Source organism: Larkinella bovis, assembly GCF_042655385.1.
Taxonomy (GTDB): domain Bacteria; phylum Bacteroidota; class Bacteroidia; order Cytophagales; family Spirosomataceae; genus Larkinella; species Larkinella bovis.
The window spans coordinates 1,195,468-1,210,816 of sequence record NZ_JBHSMA010000001.1; the positions used below are offsets into that span (position 1 = coordinate 1,195,468).

The following is a 15,349-nucleotide window of genomic DNA, read 5'->3' on the forward strand; positions in this document are numbered from 1 at the left end:
CGCCAGTTACCTGCTTTTCGCAGCGCTATTCACTCATTCTCTCATTCAATCATTCCCAATTAATTATTAGCTAATACAAATCGGTTTCCGTCGAATTTAACGATGGGGACAACCTGGTTTTCGTTACCGGCCGAATAGTCATAGCCCGACAGCAGGTAGCCGTTTTCCGGACTGGTTTTAAGCTGTGATCGGTTGGTCAACTGGCCCCGGCTGCGGGCCAGCGCCCGGCCAAAAAACAACAGCATATCATACCCCTGATAGGCGTATGTCGACGGAATTATATTGCGTTGTTCCAGATACTGCTCCTCAAACGCCCGGGTTTCGGGGCGTTGCGTATCCACATATTCGGGATAGACCAGATACAGGTCATTCCGGGTAAAAACCGATAAGGGGTTTTTATCGAAATTGAAAGCCGTGGCGGTGGTAATCACGGGCGAATCTACTTTCCGCTGCGCCAGCAGCCGCAGCAATTTCGGCCCCGTGTTTTCGTCACTGGTCACCAGGAAAATATGACCGGGTTTGTTCATTTCCGTCATCCGGATGGATTCCAGATCGTTGCCAACTTTGCGGAATTCCACCATCGTAAACCCAATGCGTTTCAATTCATTCTGGTACAACGTCGCCAGCGTGGAATCTTTCCGGGAATTGCCGTAATAGATGGCCGCTTTTTTAAGCGTCGAGAGCGTCCGGGCAAACGCCACGGTTTTCACCGCCTGCTGATTCAGCGAGGGAGCCGCCAGAAAGGCCAGGGGTTGATTCGCCACCAGCTCGCTGCTGGTTGAGATCGGATTCACCAACACAATATTGTTCTGATGGGCAAATTCGGTGGCCAGCCGGTTGGGTTCGGCATACAGCGGGCCAATCAGCAGGTCATTCTGCAGGAAACCCGGATTTTCCATCAGAGCCGTCATCTTTGAAAGATCGTTGTCGACATCATAGGCAAATAAATTTACCGTGATGCCTTCCGACTGCAACTTCGCTTTGGCGAGTTTCATGCCGTTGTACAAATCGAGCGCGTACTGGTTTGACCGGGCCGGTTCGTTCGGATTGATTTCGCCGATTCGAAACGGGAACATCACGGCCACATTATAGTACCCTTTGTTCCGGTTTTTCTCCGGTTTGATAACCGTGGTCGCCGTCGAAGGGGTTGCCGTCGAAGCCGGGCGGGGGGTGTTGGGCACCCCAAACCGGTTGGTCAGCCGGTCCGATAACTCCAGATCTGCCGTGGAGGTCGACGTCCGCTGAATCATGTCAATCAGGGCCAGCGCCAGATTCCGGTTGTTCGGAAACTCCTTCTGCATCACTTTCAACCGATTCAAGTCGGTGATCTGACTAAAATAATACGATTCCAATGAGTTGATATCCGCCCGAAGCGTCTGATCGCCAATCCGGCTCAACTCCTCGATTCCTTCTTCGTACTGCCCATTTTCAAAATGAGCCGCCCCCAGCAGGTAATAGGCATCATCCCGCTTTTTCCAATCCGGATACCGCTCGAGCAACTGCCGGAGCATGGCTCGCGACTCGGAAAACCGCTTCTGGTTAAAATCGGCCAGCGCGTGGTAATAATGGGCGTAAGGGGCAATTCCGCCGGTCCGGCTGTCGGTCAGCGGGCGTAATTCGGCTTTGGCTTTTGGGTAATCCTGCTGCTGGATATACTGCATCGCCATCTTCAGCCGCCGTTCGGCATTGTCGGTCTGGGCCAGCACTGCCTGAACGGTTGCCCAGAGGAATACCGTCAGACCGAATGATCGTAAACCAGCAAAAGGGACAGGATGGATATTCATTTGTTCGGATTAAGAAGCCTGGCACAAAACTAACAAAACCAACGCATCTGCGTTGGTTTTGTTCCGGACGGATCGGAGTTACCCGCTATATTTTTTCGCAAAACGGCCTTATTACTGTTTTTTGGCCCGTTTTTTCGCTTCTTCGGCCTGTTTCTTGGCCTCCTCAGCCTGCTGGAGCGAGCGCTGAAGCAGGTCCTGAAACTTCGATTTTTTCACGTCACCTTTCGCGAATTTCTTCCGGTTTTCTTCCAGCACCGCCTTGATCTTGTCTTCATCCACAAACTTTCGAATCAGCAATTGCTGGGCGATGGTCACCACGTTGGACACGAAGTAGTAAAACGCCAGACCCGCCGGGAAAGAGTTCATCACAAACATGAACATAACCGGAAACACGTAGCTCATGGCCTTCATGTTGATCGGGCTGTTCGGTTGGGCGGGGGTCATCTGGTTGTTGTAATACGCGTAGCCCAAACTCGAAAGCGTCATGATCACCGTAAACAGACTCAGGTGTGACCCCAGGAACGGAATTGCGAACGGAAACCGGATGATGGAATCGTAGGTCGAAAGGTCGGTTGACCACAGGAATTCTTTCTGCCGCAGCTCGATCAGATTCGGAAAGAGGAAAAACAACGCCATCAGAACCGGCATCGTCGCCAGGACCGGAATACAGCCGCTCAACGGACTGACACCTACCTGCTGGTAGAGCTTCATCGTTTCCTGCTGTTGCTTGGCCATGTCGTCGCCCACTTTCTCGCGAATGGCATTGACTTCGGGGCCCAACACCCGCATTTTCGCCATGCTCACGTAGGAGCGGTACGTCAGGGGCGTCAGCAGCAGTTTTACAAACACCACCAGCGCGATAATCAGCAAACCGTAGTTGGAGATAAATTTCTCCAGCAGGTTGAAAACCGGCACAAAGAAGTACTTATTGACGGGTTTGAGGAAGGCATATCCGAGGTAAACGTTCCGGTCGAATTCCGGAGCCACTTCGTCGAGCAACTGGTAATCGTTCGGTCCGAAATAAAACCGGTAATTGCCTTTGCCACTTTTCACATCCGCCATCGGAATCAACACATCAGCAATGGCCGTTTTCACCGTCTGCGTGTCGTTCGGATTCACCACGGTTTTGAAAACCGCCTTCTTAAACGGACCGCTTTCGGAAATAAAACCGGCCAGAAAATATTTATGCTTGATGGTAAACCACTTCACCGGTTCTTCCAGAGTCGCTTCCTGATCGCTGGCCCCTTCCGTCAGACCGTCGAAATTCTCATCCGCCGACAGGTAGTTGATGGTAGCCGACTTGCGGTTTTCATCCATGTCATTTTCAAACTGCCGCATTTTATCCTGCCACAAAAACCGGATATCATTGTTGGTCAGCTGATTATCCAGACCATTCAGCTTCAGGTCATAATCGACAATGTAGCCTTTCGCCGGAATCGTGTAGGTTTGTTCAATGGATTCGGTTGGGGATAAGGCCAGTTTGAACGTTACGGTCTGTGCATTTCCCTGCACCGACGACTGGGGCGAAGCCGTGGTTTCAAAAAACAGCTTCTCTATATTGACCTTCCCGCGATTGGTGGGTAATTCCAGGACCATTTCGCTGCTTTGCTCGTTGATAAGCACCAGCGGTTTCTGGTCAAACGTTTTGTAATTTTTCAGCAGAACTTCCTTGACGCGTCCCCCCTGCGTACTAAACGTGATGCGAAGATCGGGATTTTCAACAACGATATCCTGGCTTTGGCCCGTCGCAGCGGCCGCAAAATCGCCGTAAAGTTTTCGGGTAGCCGCCGAATCGAGTGCTTGTTCGGGTTGTTTGACAGCAGCAGGAGAAGCCGCCGAAGTCACTTTTTCCTGTTCAGGTTGCTTTTCCGGCGCTGGTTTCGGCATCAGCAGTTGATACCCCAGTAACATTCCCAGGATTAAGACAATACCAATAATTTGATTACGATCCATTTTTTTTGTTTAATGTCTAAGGAATAAGGTTTACCATCGACGACGACGTATCCCGCGTAAACCTTACTCCTTAAACCAATCATTTAGTCCGCAAAGGTACGGAGAAGCGAAGGCTTAACCAACATTGGCCGTAGTGTCCACCAGCCGCTTATCCTGCGAATGCACCTGCGAGGCCCGTACAAACTGAACAAACAAGGGGTGCGGGTCCATAACAGTGCTGCGAAGTTCGGGGTGAAACTGAACGCCAACGAACCAGGGGTGATTTTTCAGCTCCACAATTTCGACCAGCCCGGTTTCGGGGTTAATCCCCGTAGCGGCCATTCCGGCTTTCTCAAACTCTTTCAGAAACTCGTTGTTAAACTCGTACCGATGCCGGTGACGCTCACTGATTTGCGTTTTGCCGTATACCTCAGCCGCCAGCGAATCTTTCTTGATTTTGCAGGGATACGCCCCCAGCCGCATCGTACCGCCCATGTTGGTCACCTTCTTCTGGCTCTCCATCATGTCGATAACTCGGTGGGATGCATTTGGGTTCATTTCCGACGAATGGGCTTCTCCCCAGCCTAACACGTTGCGGGCGAATTCGATACAGGCGCACTGCATACCGAGACAGATCCCGAAAAACGGCACGCTATTTTCGCGGGCATAGCGGATGGCGTTGATTTTTCCTTCGATACCCCGTTCGCCAAAACCGGGTGCCACCAGAATGCCGTCGAGGTCGCGCAACCGCTCGGCCACCTGCTCATAGTCGCCCAGGGTTTCGGACTGGATCCACTCGATATTGACTTTACACTCGTTCTTGGCCCCGGCATGAATGAAGGCTTCGGCAATCGATTTGTAGGCATCCCGGAGTTCAACGTATTTCCCAATCAGGCCAATGGTTACACTATCCGTCGGATTTTTCAGATGCCCCAGAAATTCCTTCCAGCTATCCAGGTCGGCATCCTGATCATTGTACAAATCCAGCATGTAAAGTGCCCGCTGATCCAGTTTTTCTTTCCTCATCAGCAGCGGAACATCGTAGATGGTTTCCGCATCGATGGCTTCGATCACGGAATTGACCTGTACATTACAGAAAAGCGCAATTTTCCGACGGATATCGGGGGGAAGCGGATGTTCGGTCCGGCAGACAATGATATCGGGCTGCACGCCGTTTTCGAGCAACATCCGGACGGAGTGTTGCGTAGGCTTGGTTTTCAGTTCGCCCGCCGACGCAAGGTAGGGTACCAGTGTCAGGTGAACCACCAGCGTATCCTTCTCGCCCAGTTCGAATTTCAACTGACGGACAGCCTCCACAAACGGCAGCGATTCGATGTCCCCCACACAACCCCCAATCTCGGTTATCACAATATCGTATTCACCGGTTTCACACAGCAGACGAATATTGCGTTTGATTTCGTCGGTAATGTGCGGAACCACCTGAACGGTACGTCCGAGAAAATCACCCTTGCGTTCGCGGGTAATTACGTTGTTATAAATCCGGCCGGTGGTAACGTTGTTCGCCTGGGAAGTACGAATATTTAAAAACCGTTCGTAATGGCCCAGATCAAGATCGGTTTCTGCGCCGTCGTCGGTCACATAGCATTCGCCATGCTCGTAAGGATTGAGCGTACCGGGATCAATATTAATATAGGGATCAAACTTTTGAATCGTGACCGAAAGGCCGCGAGACTGAAGCAATTTTGCGAGCGAAGAAGCAATAATGCCTTTGCCCAACGAAGAAGTTACACCGCCCGTAACGAAAATGTACTTAGCGGTTTTCTGACCGGATGAAGCCATGTCTGAAAACAGAATGTGGTTGTTACGGGATATAAAAGTACGAAAACTTTTGGAGAAAAGCGGGGCTGCTCACTCGAAAAAGTTGCAAATAGAAGGTAAACAGTTGAGGGTCAGCCTCCGAAAAATCAGGCAATTGCTCCGACTTTGTTGTATTTGTTCCGGTATTCGATCGGCGACAAGCCGGTAATTTTTTTAAATATGGTCCGGAAGGCTTTGGTGTCCGAGTAGCCCACGTCGTACATAATTTCGTTGATGTTTTTCTGGGTGATTTCCAGGTTTTTCTTGGCCGCTTCGATCTTCACGCGCTGGATGTATTCGGCCACGGTATTCGACGTGGCTTTCTTAAACCGCCGTTCCAGGTTCCGCCGACCCAGCGCGTTCATTTCGGCCAGTTGATCAATCGTGATCCGGTCCTGAAAATTATTCTCGATAAACTCCTGTGCTTTCTTCACCGGCTCGTCCTCGTGTTCTTTCTGCCCCTGAAAAATGGTGAACGGCGACTGGCTTTCGCGATCGATTTCAATGGCAAACACCTTGGCCGATAAAACCGCTATTTCCCGGCCGGCGTATTTTTCAATTAAATACAGAATCAGATTCAGGTACGAAAAAGCACCCCCGCTGGAGTAGATGCCCAGTTCGTCGGTGATGATTTTTTCCGTCACCAGATTCACCTCGGGAAATAGTTGCCGGAACTCGTTGGCGGCCATCCAGTGCGTTGCACAGCTCCGGCCGTTGAGTAAACCGGTCGAAGCCAGCAGAAACGCCCCCACGCACAGGCTGGCTACTTCGGCACCATTCTGATAATGCCGGGTAATCCAGGGCAGAAAGTCCCGGTTTTTCTCCACGGCCACCCGCAAATCGCCGTCGAGGGCGGGAATTACAATCAGATCGGTTTTCTGAATTTCGTCAATCAACGCATCCGTATTCGCCGTAAACCGTCCGCCACACAGCGGAGTCGCTTTGGAAAGCCCTACCAACTGGACCTGAAACATCGGAGGAGCGCCCTTTGCCGCAAAAAACTGATTCACCTGTGTAAACAGCTGGCGGGTCCCTTCCAGACTACCTAAAATAGCACCATTGGGCACTAAGATCGATATATGCTTCATAGCCCAAAAATAAAGGAATAGATTGTCGTAATCAACCCCTTTGATTGCCGCGTTTGCCCCCTCTTTCTATCCATTTATTCCGGTAAGTTTGTATCGGTTCCGGCTGCGACAAAAGCGGTTTACTGCCGGGTAGTAGCCGCCGAAAAATCGCAGCAAACCGATGATTGTATGCCATGAAAAAACACGTCCTGTTCATACACAGCGCCGGGCCGCAGGGGCCCCATGCCGGCAGTGGCGACCTGGTCGCTTACTTGCAGGACCGGCTGGGGCCGCGATATCCGCTCATTCAGCCAACCATGCCCGACCCGGAAAACCCGCGTTATGAACACTGGAAAACCCAGATAATCAGTGAGCTATCAAAAATAGAAGGCGAGATTATTCTGGTGGGCCATTCGCTGGGCGGCTCCGTTTTGTTGAAATACCTGTCGGAAGAACCGCCTTGTCAGCTTCTGGTCGGGGTTTGTATTATTGCCGCACCTTTCTGGGGGGAACGGGGGTGGAAAAGTCGTGATTTTGCGCTGCGGAAGAACCTTTCACGCTTACACCGCCTTCCGCACCTGATCCTTTTTCATAGCCGGGATGATGAAGTCGTCCCCTTTTCCCATTTAACCTATTACGCCGAAGCTATTCCCAATGCCCGCCTGTGCGAACTGGACGACCTGGGCCATCTTTTCACCGAAGGCTGCCCCGACCTGGTGGTTCAGATCATGAAACTGACGCGAATCAGCCAGCTCGAAAACGTATAGAGCGCCAATTGTTACGGGAACAGACCGCGTAAAAGAGAACACCGATACCGGTAAGGTTGAATTTTGGTTTCCTTTCCCGGGCATTGTCGTCCTTCCAAAGTTTTTGAAACCAGTGACAGAACTCTTAAAACAACCCCCGATAATGGCACGATTTAACCCCTATCTGAATTTCCCGGGCAACACGGAAGAAGCGTTTACCTTTTACCAGTCCGTATTCGGCGGAGAGCTCGTTGGGCTGCAACGGTTTAACGATACCCCGGAAGCCGCGAATGTTCCTCCCGAAGACGGCCACAAAATCATGCACATTGCCTTGCCGATTGGCCCGGATACGGTTTTAATGGCCACGGACGCCCTGGAATCGAGGGGGCATACGCTGGTCGTTGGCAATAATTTCTCTCTGTCCATCAGCACCGACAGCCCCGAAGAAGCCGATCACCTTTTCGGCGGTTTATCGGAAGGCGGCCTTCCGACCATGCCCATGAGCAAAACGTTCTGGGGCGCGTATTTCGGGATGGTGACGGACAAGTTCGGCATTCAGTGGATGATCAGCTACGATGAGAACTACGTGAATCCCAACTAACAATCGACGGCTTTCTTGGCAGTAACAACAAATCACGGAATGAAGAACACCCCATTATAACCGGCCAAACCTTCGCCGTGAGGGTTTGGCCGCCTTAAACAACCAATAAAATGGTATGAGAAAAGTGATCCTGCAAATGCAGCTATCGCTCGACGGTTTTGCCGCCGGACTTCGGGGAGAGCAGGACTGGATGGTGTGGAACTGGGATAAGGTGCTGAAACAATACGCAGACGATATTGCCGCGTCCGCCGACACAATGTTCATCGGCCGGATTACCTACGAAGGCATGGCAAACTACTGGCCCTCAGCGGCTACAAACCCGGAAGCCAGCCCGGACGAAATCGCCTTCGCACAGAAAATGAATGCCCTGGAGAAAATTGTTTTTTCCCGGACGCTCCTCCCGGTCAACTGGCAAAATTCCCGGCTGGCAAACCGGCCCGTTGAAGAAGAGGTCGCAGCACTGAAGCAACAACCCGGTAAAAACCTGGTGATCTACGGCGGCACCCGCCTGGTCTCCTCCTTCATCCGTCACGGTCTGATCGATGAATTTCACCTATTTGTCAACCCGGTTATTCTGGGAAAGGGTATGCCAATCTGGCAGGAGATCACGAATCCCACCGCCCTGAAACTGGTGAAAACCACCACCAGCAGCGTCGGCATCACGATCCTTTGTTACCAATCTGAATAAAATAAAAATCCCTTTGCTTCGACTTATACAATACGCACCCCGTCGAACTAAAAATCAGCAGGCCCTATGGTTGAAGTATTCAAAACCGATGTACAGGAACGGCGACAGGCCAACCGGCTTATCGGTCAGATTAACCGGCTTTTCAGTGACTATACGGTCAGTTTCGATCTGGAGGACTGCGATAAAATCCTGCGCGTTCAATCCAAAACCGGTCTGGTCGATGCCGAACTGGTGATTGCCATTTTGGAGGATTCCGGTTTTACCGCCGAAATTTTGCCGGACGACGCGCCAATCGGTTTGTTCACGCTTCCGTTGCTGGCCTTTACTCCGAATTGACCGTTAACGCGGGATGCGATGAAATCCGGGCGATTGGTTACTCCTTCGTTTGGTGGCAAAAGCCGCCTGGACGACCGGAAACGGAAAGTCCTCGACAAAAATCACTCGGATTTACCGGCTAGTTTCCACTGGTAAACACTGCCCACTTTTTCAAGACCAAAATAATCAAACGATCCGCTGGCACGGTCGCCAAAACTGTCGAGTTGCGTGGAACCCGTCGCCCCCGTGTACGCATTGGCCTGGGTCGTAAACAGGGAGGCCAGCGTAGTGAGATCGGCCGGAACCCCATGGCCCGCTTCGATCGTTTTGGCAATCACCCACATGGCGTCGTAAACCGCGATTCCGAACGCATCGGCATCAATGCCGGTTTTGGCTTTGATGCGGACCATTAACGGCTCCCAACTGGTTTTGTAGGCGTCCGGCAACCCAAAGGTTGGGGCCATAAACTGGGTCGCAATGGCAAAATCGGCCGCATCCGCGTCCGCCAGCAAAGCCGCACTCAACGCCACACCATCTCCACCAAACCAGCGTACAGAGCGCAAGACGGGGTCCGAAGCGGCTTGGGTAAACAGGCTGACACATTCGTCGAACGATGCCAGATAAACGCCGACTTTGCCGGCACCGTGGGTGGTCGTCAGGGCCAAAATTCGGGCTTTCAAATCGGCAAGCTGGGTCGAAAAATCGGATACGGCCGTTCCATACGGCGTCAAAGCCTGGGTTTCACCACCCGCTGACGCAAAGGAATTCCCCGTCGCATTTTGCAGGCCGACGTTACCGGCATCGTTGCGCGCCAGGGTCACCAGGCCCCGAATGCCCAGCCCGTAAATGGTTTTGGCGATGGCGGCCCCTTCGATTTTATCAGCCGGACAAAACCGGAAAACCGGGTCGTCGGCAATGGCCAGACTCCCCGCCGTGCTGCCCTGGCTAATCACCAACGCCGTTCGGCCTGCCGTTAAGGGCAAAATAGTCGCCAGTTCAGCGCTGGACTGCGGACCAATGAAAAACCGGGTTCCGGTGCCAGCCGCGGAGGTAAACGAATCGACGGCTTTATCAGCCTCCAACCGGGTGTCAAAGGCCTGGACACTCACCCGGTACGGGCTGTGTTTCCCGCTGAAATACGCGTTGATATCCTCCTCCGCAATCTCCATTGCGGCTTTGGTAGTCAAGCCCAGGGATGACCAGTTGCCGGTCAAGGAAGCCAGACCGCCAATTGGAATGGACACCGGTTGTACGTGATCCTTCAGCGTACAACCCAGAAAAAAGGAAAGGATAAAAAGGAAAACGGTAAGATTCAGGAATTTAGGAGTGTTCATTTGCTTTTTTACGGAAATATACAACTGATTATACGGACCTTCCCAAAAAGCCGGAAGTATTTATCCGACAACTCCTAATTCCTTTCTAAACCGGCCTTTTACCGCCTAATTACCTGCTATAGAAGCACATTTCGATCGGAAACCTAAGCGCATCCGTCTGATAATCGATTAGCTTAACCGGTCTTTGAAACTCTCGTAGCCGAAGGTTTTCACCAATTGAAACGAACCGTTTTCCTTCCAGATACCGATGGAAGGCAGGTTAACACCGTTAAACGTGGTTGTCTTCACCATGGTGTAATGGATCATATCGTCGAAAATAATCGGATCGCCCACCTGCAGAGGTGTATCAAAGCTGTAATCGCCCATGAAATCGCCCGCCAGACACGTCATGCCCCCGAACCGGTAGGTCGGTTTTCCGGCGACGGGCTCGTGGTAGGCATCGAGAATACGCGGTTTGTAGGGCATTTCCAGCGTATCCGGCATGTGGGCGGCAAAGGAAGTGTCGAGGATAGCCACCTCAATCCCCTGGCTATCAACCATATCCAGTACCGTTGAAACCAGGACGCCGGTTTGCCAGCCGATGGCCGAGCCCGGTTCCAGAATCACCTGCACATCGTATTTTTTCCGAAAAGCAATCAACAACTGAATCAGGTGGTCGGTATTATACCCTTCGCGGGTCATCAGGTGTCCCCCTCCCATGTTCACCCATTTCGCCTGGTGCAACAAATCCGAGAACCGGCTTTCGAGCGCTTCCAGGGTCCGTTCGAGTGTATACGAGTCATTTTCACAAAGCGTATGAAAATGAATGCCTTCGATGCCATCCGGCAGCCGGTCTCCGATCAAATCCCGCGTGACGCCCAGTCGTGAACCCGGTACGCAGGGGTTGTACATATCCGTAGCCACTTCCGAATACTGCGGATTGACCCGAATGCCGCAGGAAACGCCCGATCCGGCCACCCGGTTTTTAAACCGCTCCCACTGACTCAGCGAATTGAACGTAAGGTGGCTGCTACGCTCCAGAATTTCCGCAAACTCATCGTCGCGAATGGCCGGAATGTAGGTGTGCGCCTTCACGCCCATGTATTCGTTGACCAGCTTGATTTCATTCAGCGAACTGGCCGTCGCACCGGACAAATACTGCTTTACCAACGGGAAGGCACTGTACATCGAAAACCCTTTGAGCGCAAGAATAATCTGGATGCCAGCCTGTTGCTGCACCGAATCAATCAGCGTTAAATTGGCGCGGAGTTTGGCTTCTTCCAGCACAAAACAGGGCGAGGGCACTTGGGTGAAATCGATCATGTGGGCAGTGTAACGTCGGGAAATGGTTTTTCAAGGCACAAAAATAGCGAAAACCGCAATTGGGGAACCACAAAAAAGCCCCGCCAGTTCCGAAACAGCGGGGCAGGCAGGGCGTGGGCCGTGAGCAACGGGCGCTACTCAAGTGCAAAAACGACGGGCAGCGTAAACCGGACCCGAACCGGCCGGCCCGACTGCTTACCGGGTTGCCAGAGGGGCATTTTCTTGGCCACCCGCATGGCCTCTTCGTCGCAGCCAAAACCGATGCCTTTCACCACGGTCACATCCACAATACTGCCGTCGGTATTGACCACAAACTGGAGGTACACCCGACCGGAAATGTTGGCGCGGGAAGCCGCAGGGGGGTACCGTAGGTTTTTTTCTAAAAATTCCGCCATTTGCTTCGGCCCACCGGGAAACTGCGGATTCTGTTCAACGCCCACAAAAATATCATCCGGTTTTCGTTCGACATCCAGGGCTTTCTCCACCGCCGGCGGCCCGGCGGTTTCGGTCGGTGCTTCGATCACATCCAGGGCATTCGGGTCCCCGTCCTGCGTTTTGTCACTCGAGACCCTATCTTCCAGGTCCTCAACGGTCGGCACCGTCACATCCTCCGGGGCTTCGGTCACCACTTCCACCGGCAGGTTCCGGATGGTCGGCACTTTGGGCAATTCCACCTTCGGGGGCGGCACCACCACGGGGGGCTCCTCCGGCGGCAGCATTTTGATGTTTTCCAGGGTCACATCCGTCATATACCGCTCCGGTTCGGCCGCCGGTTTCAACCGGTTGTATAACGTGGGCGTAGCAAGCGCGGCCCCAAAAAGGGCAATACCCAGCCAGAGTGCGCGGTTGGCACTGCGGTTATAAAACCGGCGTAAATCGTAGGCCCCGTACAATTTATTGCGGTTTTCAAAGACGATGTCATCCAGGGATGCGATCTGAAGTTGTTCGGGTGTCATGGCAACGTAGAAGTTTATGAACACAACAAATATATATAAGAAAACTATATATACAAGTATACAACTATCTATTTTGTTTTCTTTCGCTTATCTTTCCTCACCATCCGTCCGTTCACCCGATGATGTCAGTCGCAGGTCTTTCATACCGGCTTTATCACGCGCAGGCCCGTTTCTATCTCTTTTGCCTTTTTGCAGGACTCCTCATCCTTCCTTCGGTTGATCAGCCGCTCAACGCCCAGCCACGGGGCATTGCCAACTCGAAGCGGTTTCTGGATTCGCTCCAGCGTGATACGTTTCATTATTTCTGGGAATTGGGCGATAACCCGCACGGCCTGATTCCGGACCGGTATCCGACTCCATCGTTTGCCAGTATTGCCGCCACCGGTTTTGGGCTAACTGCTTATGTGCTGGGCGCAGAACGCGGCTACGTCAGCCGTCAGCAAGCCGCCGAGCGAACCCTGAAAACACTGCGGTTTTTCCACCAGGCTCCGCAATCGGCCGACGAAAAAAACGCCACGGGCTACCGCGGTTTTTTCTATCATTTTCTGGATATGAAAACCGGAAAGCGGTATAAACAGGTAGAGCTTTCGACCATCGACACGGCGTTGCTGCTGGCGGGTATGCTGAGCAGTCAGTCGTATTTCACCCGGAATACCGCTGCGGAAAAAGAAATCCGGATGCTGGTTGATCGGATCTACCGGCGCGTGGATTGGGAATGGATGCAGGTCCGAAAACCGCTGGTGTCGATGGGCTGGCACCCGGAAACCGGTTTCATCGGGTCCGACTGGAAGGGCTATAACGAAGCGATGTTACTGTACGTGCTGGCGCTGGCGTCGGCCACCCATTCGGTCGGGCCTGAAGCCTGGACGGCCTGGACCTCAACCTACGACTGGAAGGAGTTTCAGGGATACGCCCACGTCAATTTTGACCCGCTGTTTGGCCACCAGTATTCGCATATCTGGATCGATTTTCGCAGCATTAAAGACGCTTATATGCGGCAACGGGGCATTGATTATTTCGAGAACAGCCGCCGGGCCACACTGGCCAACCGCGCCTATTGCATCGCTAACCCAAAGGGTTTCAAGGGCTACGAAGCCGATCTCTGGGGCTTAACCGCCTGCGACGGCCCGAAAGATACGACGGTTCACGGGAAAGTCTTTTTCTCCTACCGGGCCCGGGGAGCAGCCGCCACCCAAATCGTGGATGATGGTACCATTGCCCCCACCGCAGCCGGTGGTTCGATGCCATTTACGCCGGAAGAAAGCCTTCGGGCGCTGCAATTGATGAAATACCGCTACGGCCCGAAAATTTACGGTCCCTACGGTTTTAAGGATGCGTTCAATCTGACGTATCCGGGCGCCTGGTTCGACCCGGATTACCTCGGAATCGACAGCGGCCCGATTCTGTTGATGGCCGAAAATTACCGCACCAACCTGATCTGGAACCTCATGATGCACAACCCGACCATTCGGCGCGGCCTGTTGCGCGCCGGTTTCCGCGGAGGCTGGCTGAGGAAGTAAGAATTAAAAATTAAAAGTGAAAAATTAAAAGTAGCGCAGAGCCTATTTTTAATTTTTCACTTTTAATTTTTAATTACTTATTGTTCTACGCTGAGCGTTTGGTTGACCTGATCCTGGACGGGAAGGCCCTGGCGGTTCATTTGTTCAATGAACGGATCGGGGTCCATTTCTTCGCAGTTCCAGACACCGGGTTTCATCCAGACACCTTTCAGCATCAACATGGCGCCGATCATGGCCGGAACGCCGGTGGTATAGCTAACCGCCTGACCCCGAACCTCTTTATAGGTTTCGGCATGGTCGCAGTTGTTCCAGATAAAGTAGGTTTTCTCCTGACCGTCTTTCACGCCCCGGATCTGGCAACCGATGGAGGTCTGGCCGGTGTAATTCTCGCCGAGCGTGTCGGGTGCAGGCAAAACCGCCTTCAGGAATTCGAGCGGAACGATGTCCAGACCCTGAAACTTGATGGGCTTGATGCTGGTCATCCCCACGTTTTCGAGCACCTGCAAGTGGGTGATATACTGCTGCCCGAACGTCATCCAGAACCGTGCCCGCTTCAGCGTCGGGAAGTTTTTCACCAGTGACTCGAGTTCTTCGTGGTACAGCACGTACGATTCTTTCGGCCCAATGCCCGGGTATTCGATCGGTTTATGAACCGACATCGGTTCGATTTCGATCCACTCGCCGTTTTCCCAGTAGCGACCCGGCTGCGTAATTTCCCGAATGTTGATTTCCGGGTTAAAATTGGTGGCAAACGCCTTGCCGTGGTTCCCCGCGTTGCAGTCGATGATGTCCAGGTAGTGCATTTCATCGAACTGGTGCTTGGCCGCGTAGGCCGTAAAAACCTGCGTGGCACCGGGGTCGAAGCCGCAGCCGAGCAGGGCCATGATACCGGCTTCCTTAAACCGCTCCTGGTAGGCCCACTGCCAGCTGTATTCAAACTTGGCAACGTCTTTCGGTTCGTAATTGGCCGTGTCCAGGTAGTGTACCTTCGTTTCCAGACAGGCATCCATAATCGGCAGATCCTGGTAGGGCAGCGCCACATTGATGACCAAAACCGGCTGGAACTGCTTGATCAGCATAACCATTTCGGCCACAATGTCGGCATCGACCTGGGCGGTTTTGATTTCAACGCCGTGCATCTCCCGGATTTCGGCGGCAATTTTATCGCATTTGGCCTTGGTTCGGCTGGCCAGCATAATATCGGTGAAAACACCTGCGTTCATCGCGCACTTGTGGGCGACAACACTGCCAACTCCCCCGGCACCAATAATCAGCACTTTAGCCAT

Annotated in this window: 13 protein-coding genes; 5 read left to right on the plus strand and 8 right to left on the minus strand. The window is 52.7% G+C overall.

Going from position 1 to position 15,349, the window contains the following annotated elements:
* Positions 1-59: 59 nt before the first annotated feature.
* The 4 genes from ACFPMF_RS05035 to ACFPMF_RS05050 form a co-directional block, all read right to left on the minus strand.
* Positions 60-1,784, minus strand: a complete 1,725-nt coding sequence (locus ACFPMF_RS05035) for an ABC transporter substrate-binding protein (protein ID WP_379841752.1) — start codon at positions 1,782-1,784, stop codon at positions 60-62.
* A 111-nt stretch (positions 1,785-1,895) separates the two neighbouring features.
* Positions 1,896-3,737, minus strand: a complete 1,842-nt coding sequence (gene yidC / locus ACFPMF_RS05040; RefSeq protein WP_379841754.1) for a membrane protein insertase YidC — start codon at positions 3,735-3,737, stop codon at positions 1,896-1,898.
* 114 nt (positions 3,738-3,851) lie between these two features.
* A complete protein-coding gene (locus ACFPMF_RS05045) occupies positions 3,852-5,516 on the minus strand; it encodes a CTP synthase (protein WP_379841756.1) in 1,665 nt (554 codons plus the stop codon).
* A 125-nt stretch (positions 5,517-5,641) separates the two neighbouring features.
* Positions 5,642-6,622, minus strand: coding sequence for a GlxA family transcriptional regulator (locus tag ACFPMF_RS05050; protein WP_379841758.1), 981 nt, complete (start codon positions 6,620-6,622; stop codon positions 5,642-5,644).
* Positions 6,623-6,795: 173 nt separating this feature from the next.
* Here ACFPMF_RS05050 and ACFPMF_RS05055 point away from each other — a divergent pair, with 173 nt between their 5' ends.
* The 4 genes from ACFPMF_RS05055 to ACFPMF_RS05070 all read left to right on the plus strand — a co-directional run bounded on the left by ACFPMF_RS05055 (position 6,796) and on the right by ACFPMF_RS05070 (position 8,972).
* A complete protein-coding gene (locus tag ACFPMF_RS05055) occupies positions 6,796-7,368 on the plus strand; it encodes an alpha/beta fold hydrolase (protein ID WP_379841760.1) in 573 nt (190 codons plus the stop codon).
* A 142-nt stretch (positions 7,369-7,510) separates the two neighbouring features.
* Positions 7,511-7,948 carry a VOC family protein gene (locus ACFPMF_RS05060; RefSeq protein WP_379841762.1) on the plus strand — a complete coding sequence of 146 codons (438 nt, stop codon included), beginning with the start codon at positions 7,511-7,513 and terminating at the stop codon, positions 7,946-7,948.
* 115 nt (positions 7,949-8,063) lie between these two features.
* Positions 8,064-8,636, plus strand: coding sequence for a dihydrofolate reductase family protein (locus ACFPMF_RS05065; RefSeq protein ID WP_379841764.1), 573 nt, complete (start codon positions 8,064-8,066; stop codon positions 8,634-8,636).
* A 66-nt stretch (positions 8,637-8,702) separates the two neighbouring features.
* Positions 8,703-8,972, plus strand: a complete 270-nt coding sequence (locus tag ACFPMF_RS05070) for a hypothetical protein (RefSeq protein WP_379841766.1) — start codon at positions 8,703-8,705, stop codon at positions 8,970-8,972.
* A gap of 101 nt (positions 8,973-9,073) precedes the next feature.
* On the opposite strand, the gene ACFPMF_RS05075 is transcribed toward ACFPMF_RS05070, so the two are convergent.
* The 3 genes from ACFPMF_RS05075 to ACFPMF_RS05085 form a co-directional block, all read right to left on the minus strand.
* Positions 9,074-10,285 carry an ABC transporter substrate-binding protein gene (locus tag ACFPMF_RS05075; RefSeq protein WP_379841768.1) on the minus strand — a complete coding sequence of 404 codons (1,212 nt, stop codon included), beginning with the start codon at positions 10,283-10,285 and terminating at the stop codon, positions 9,074-9,076.
* 168 nt (positions 10,286-10,453) lie between these two features.
* Positions 10,454-11,587, minus strand: coding sequence for a carboxynorspermidine decarboxylase (nspC, locus tag ACFPMF_RS05080; RefSeq protein ID WP_379841770.1), 1,134 nt, complete (start codon positions 11,585-11,587; stop codon positions 10,454-10,456).
* A 134-nt stretch (positions 11,588-11,721) separates the two neighbouring features.
* Positions 11,722-12,543 (minus strand): energy transducer TonB, encoded by an 822-nt coding sequence (locus ACFPMF_RS05085; RefSeq protein ID WP_379841772.1) that lies wholly within the window; start codon positions 12,541-12,543, stop codon positions 11,722-11,724.
* 119 nt (positions 12,544-12,662) lie between these two features.
* Here ACFPMF_RS05085 and ACFPMF_RS05090 point away from each other — a divergent pair, with 119 nt between their 5' ends.
* Positions 12,663-14,063: a glucoamylase family protein gene (locus tag ACFPMF_RS05090; protein ID WP_379841774.1), complete on the plus strand. Its 1,401-nt coding sequence runs from the start codon at positions 12,663-12,665 to the stop codon at positions 14,061-14,063.
* 77 nt (positions 14,064-14,140) lie between these two features.
* Here the strand turns inward: ACFPMF_RS05090 and ACFPMF_RS05095 are convergent, their stop codons facing one another.
* Positions 14,141-15,349 carry a saccharopine dehydrogenase family protein gene (locus ACFPMF_RS05095; protein WP_379841776.1) on the minus strand — a complete coding sequence of 403 codons (1,209 nt, stop codon included), beginning with the start codon at positions 15,347-15,349 and terminating at the stop codon, positions 14,141-14,143.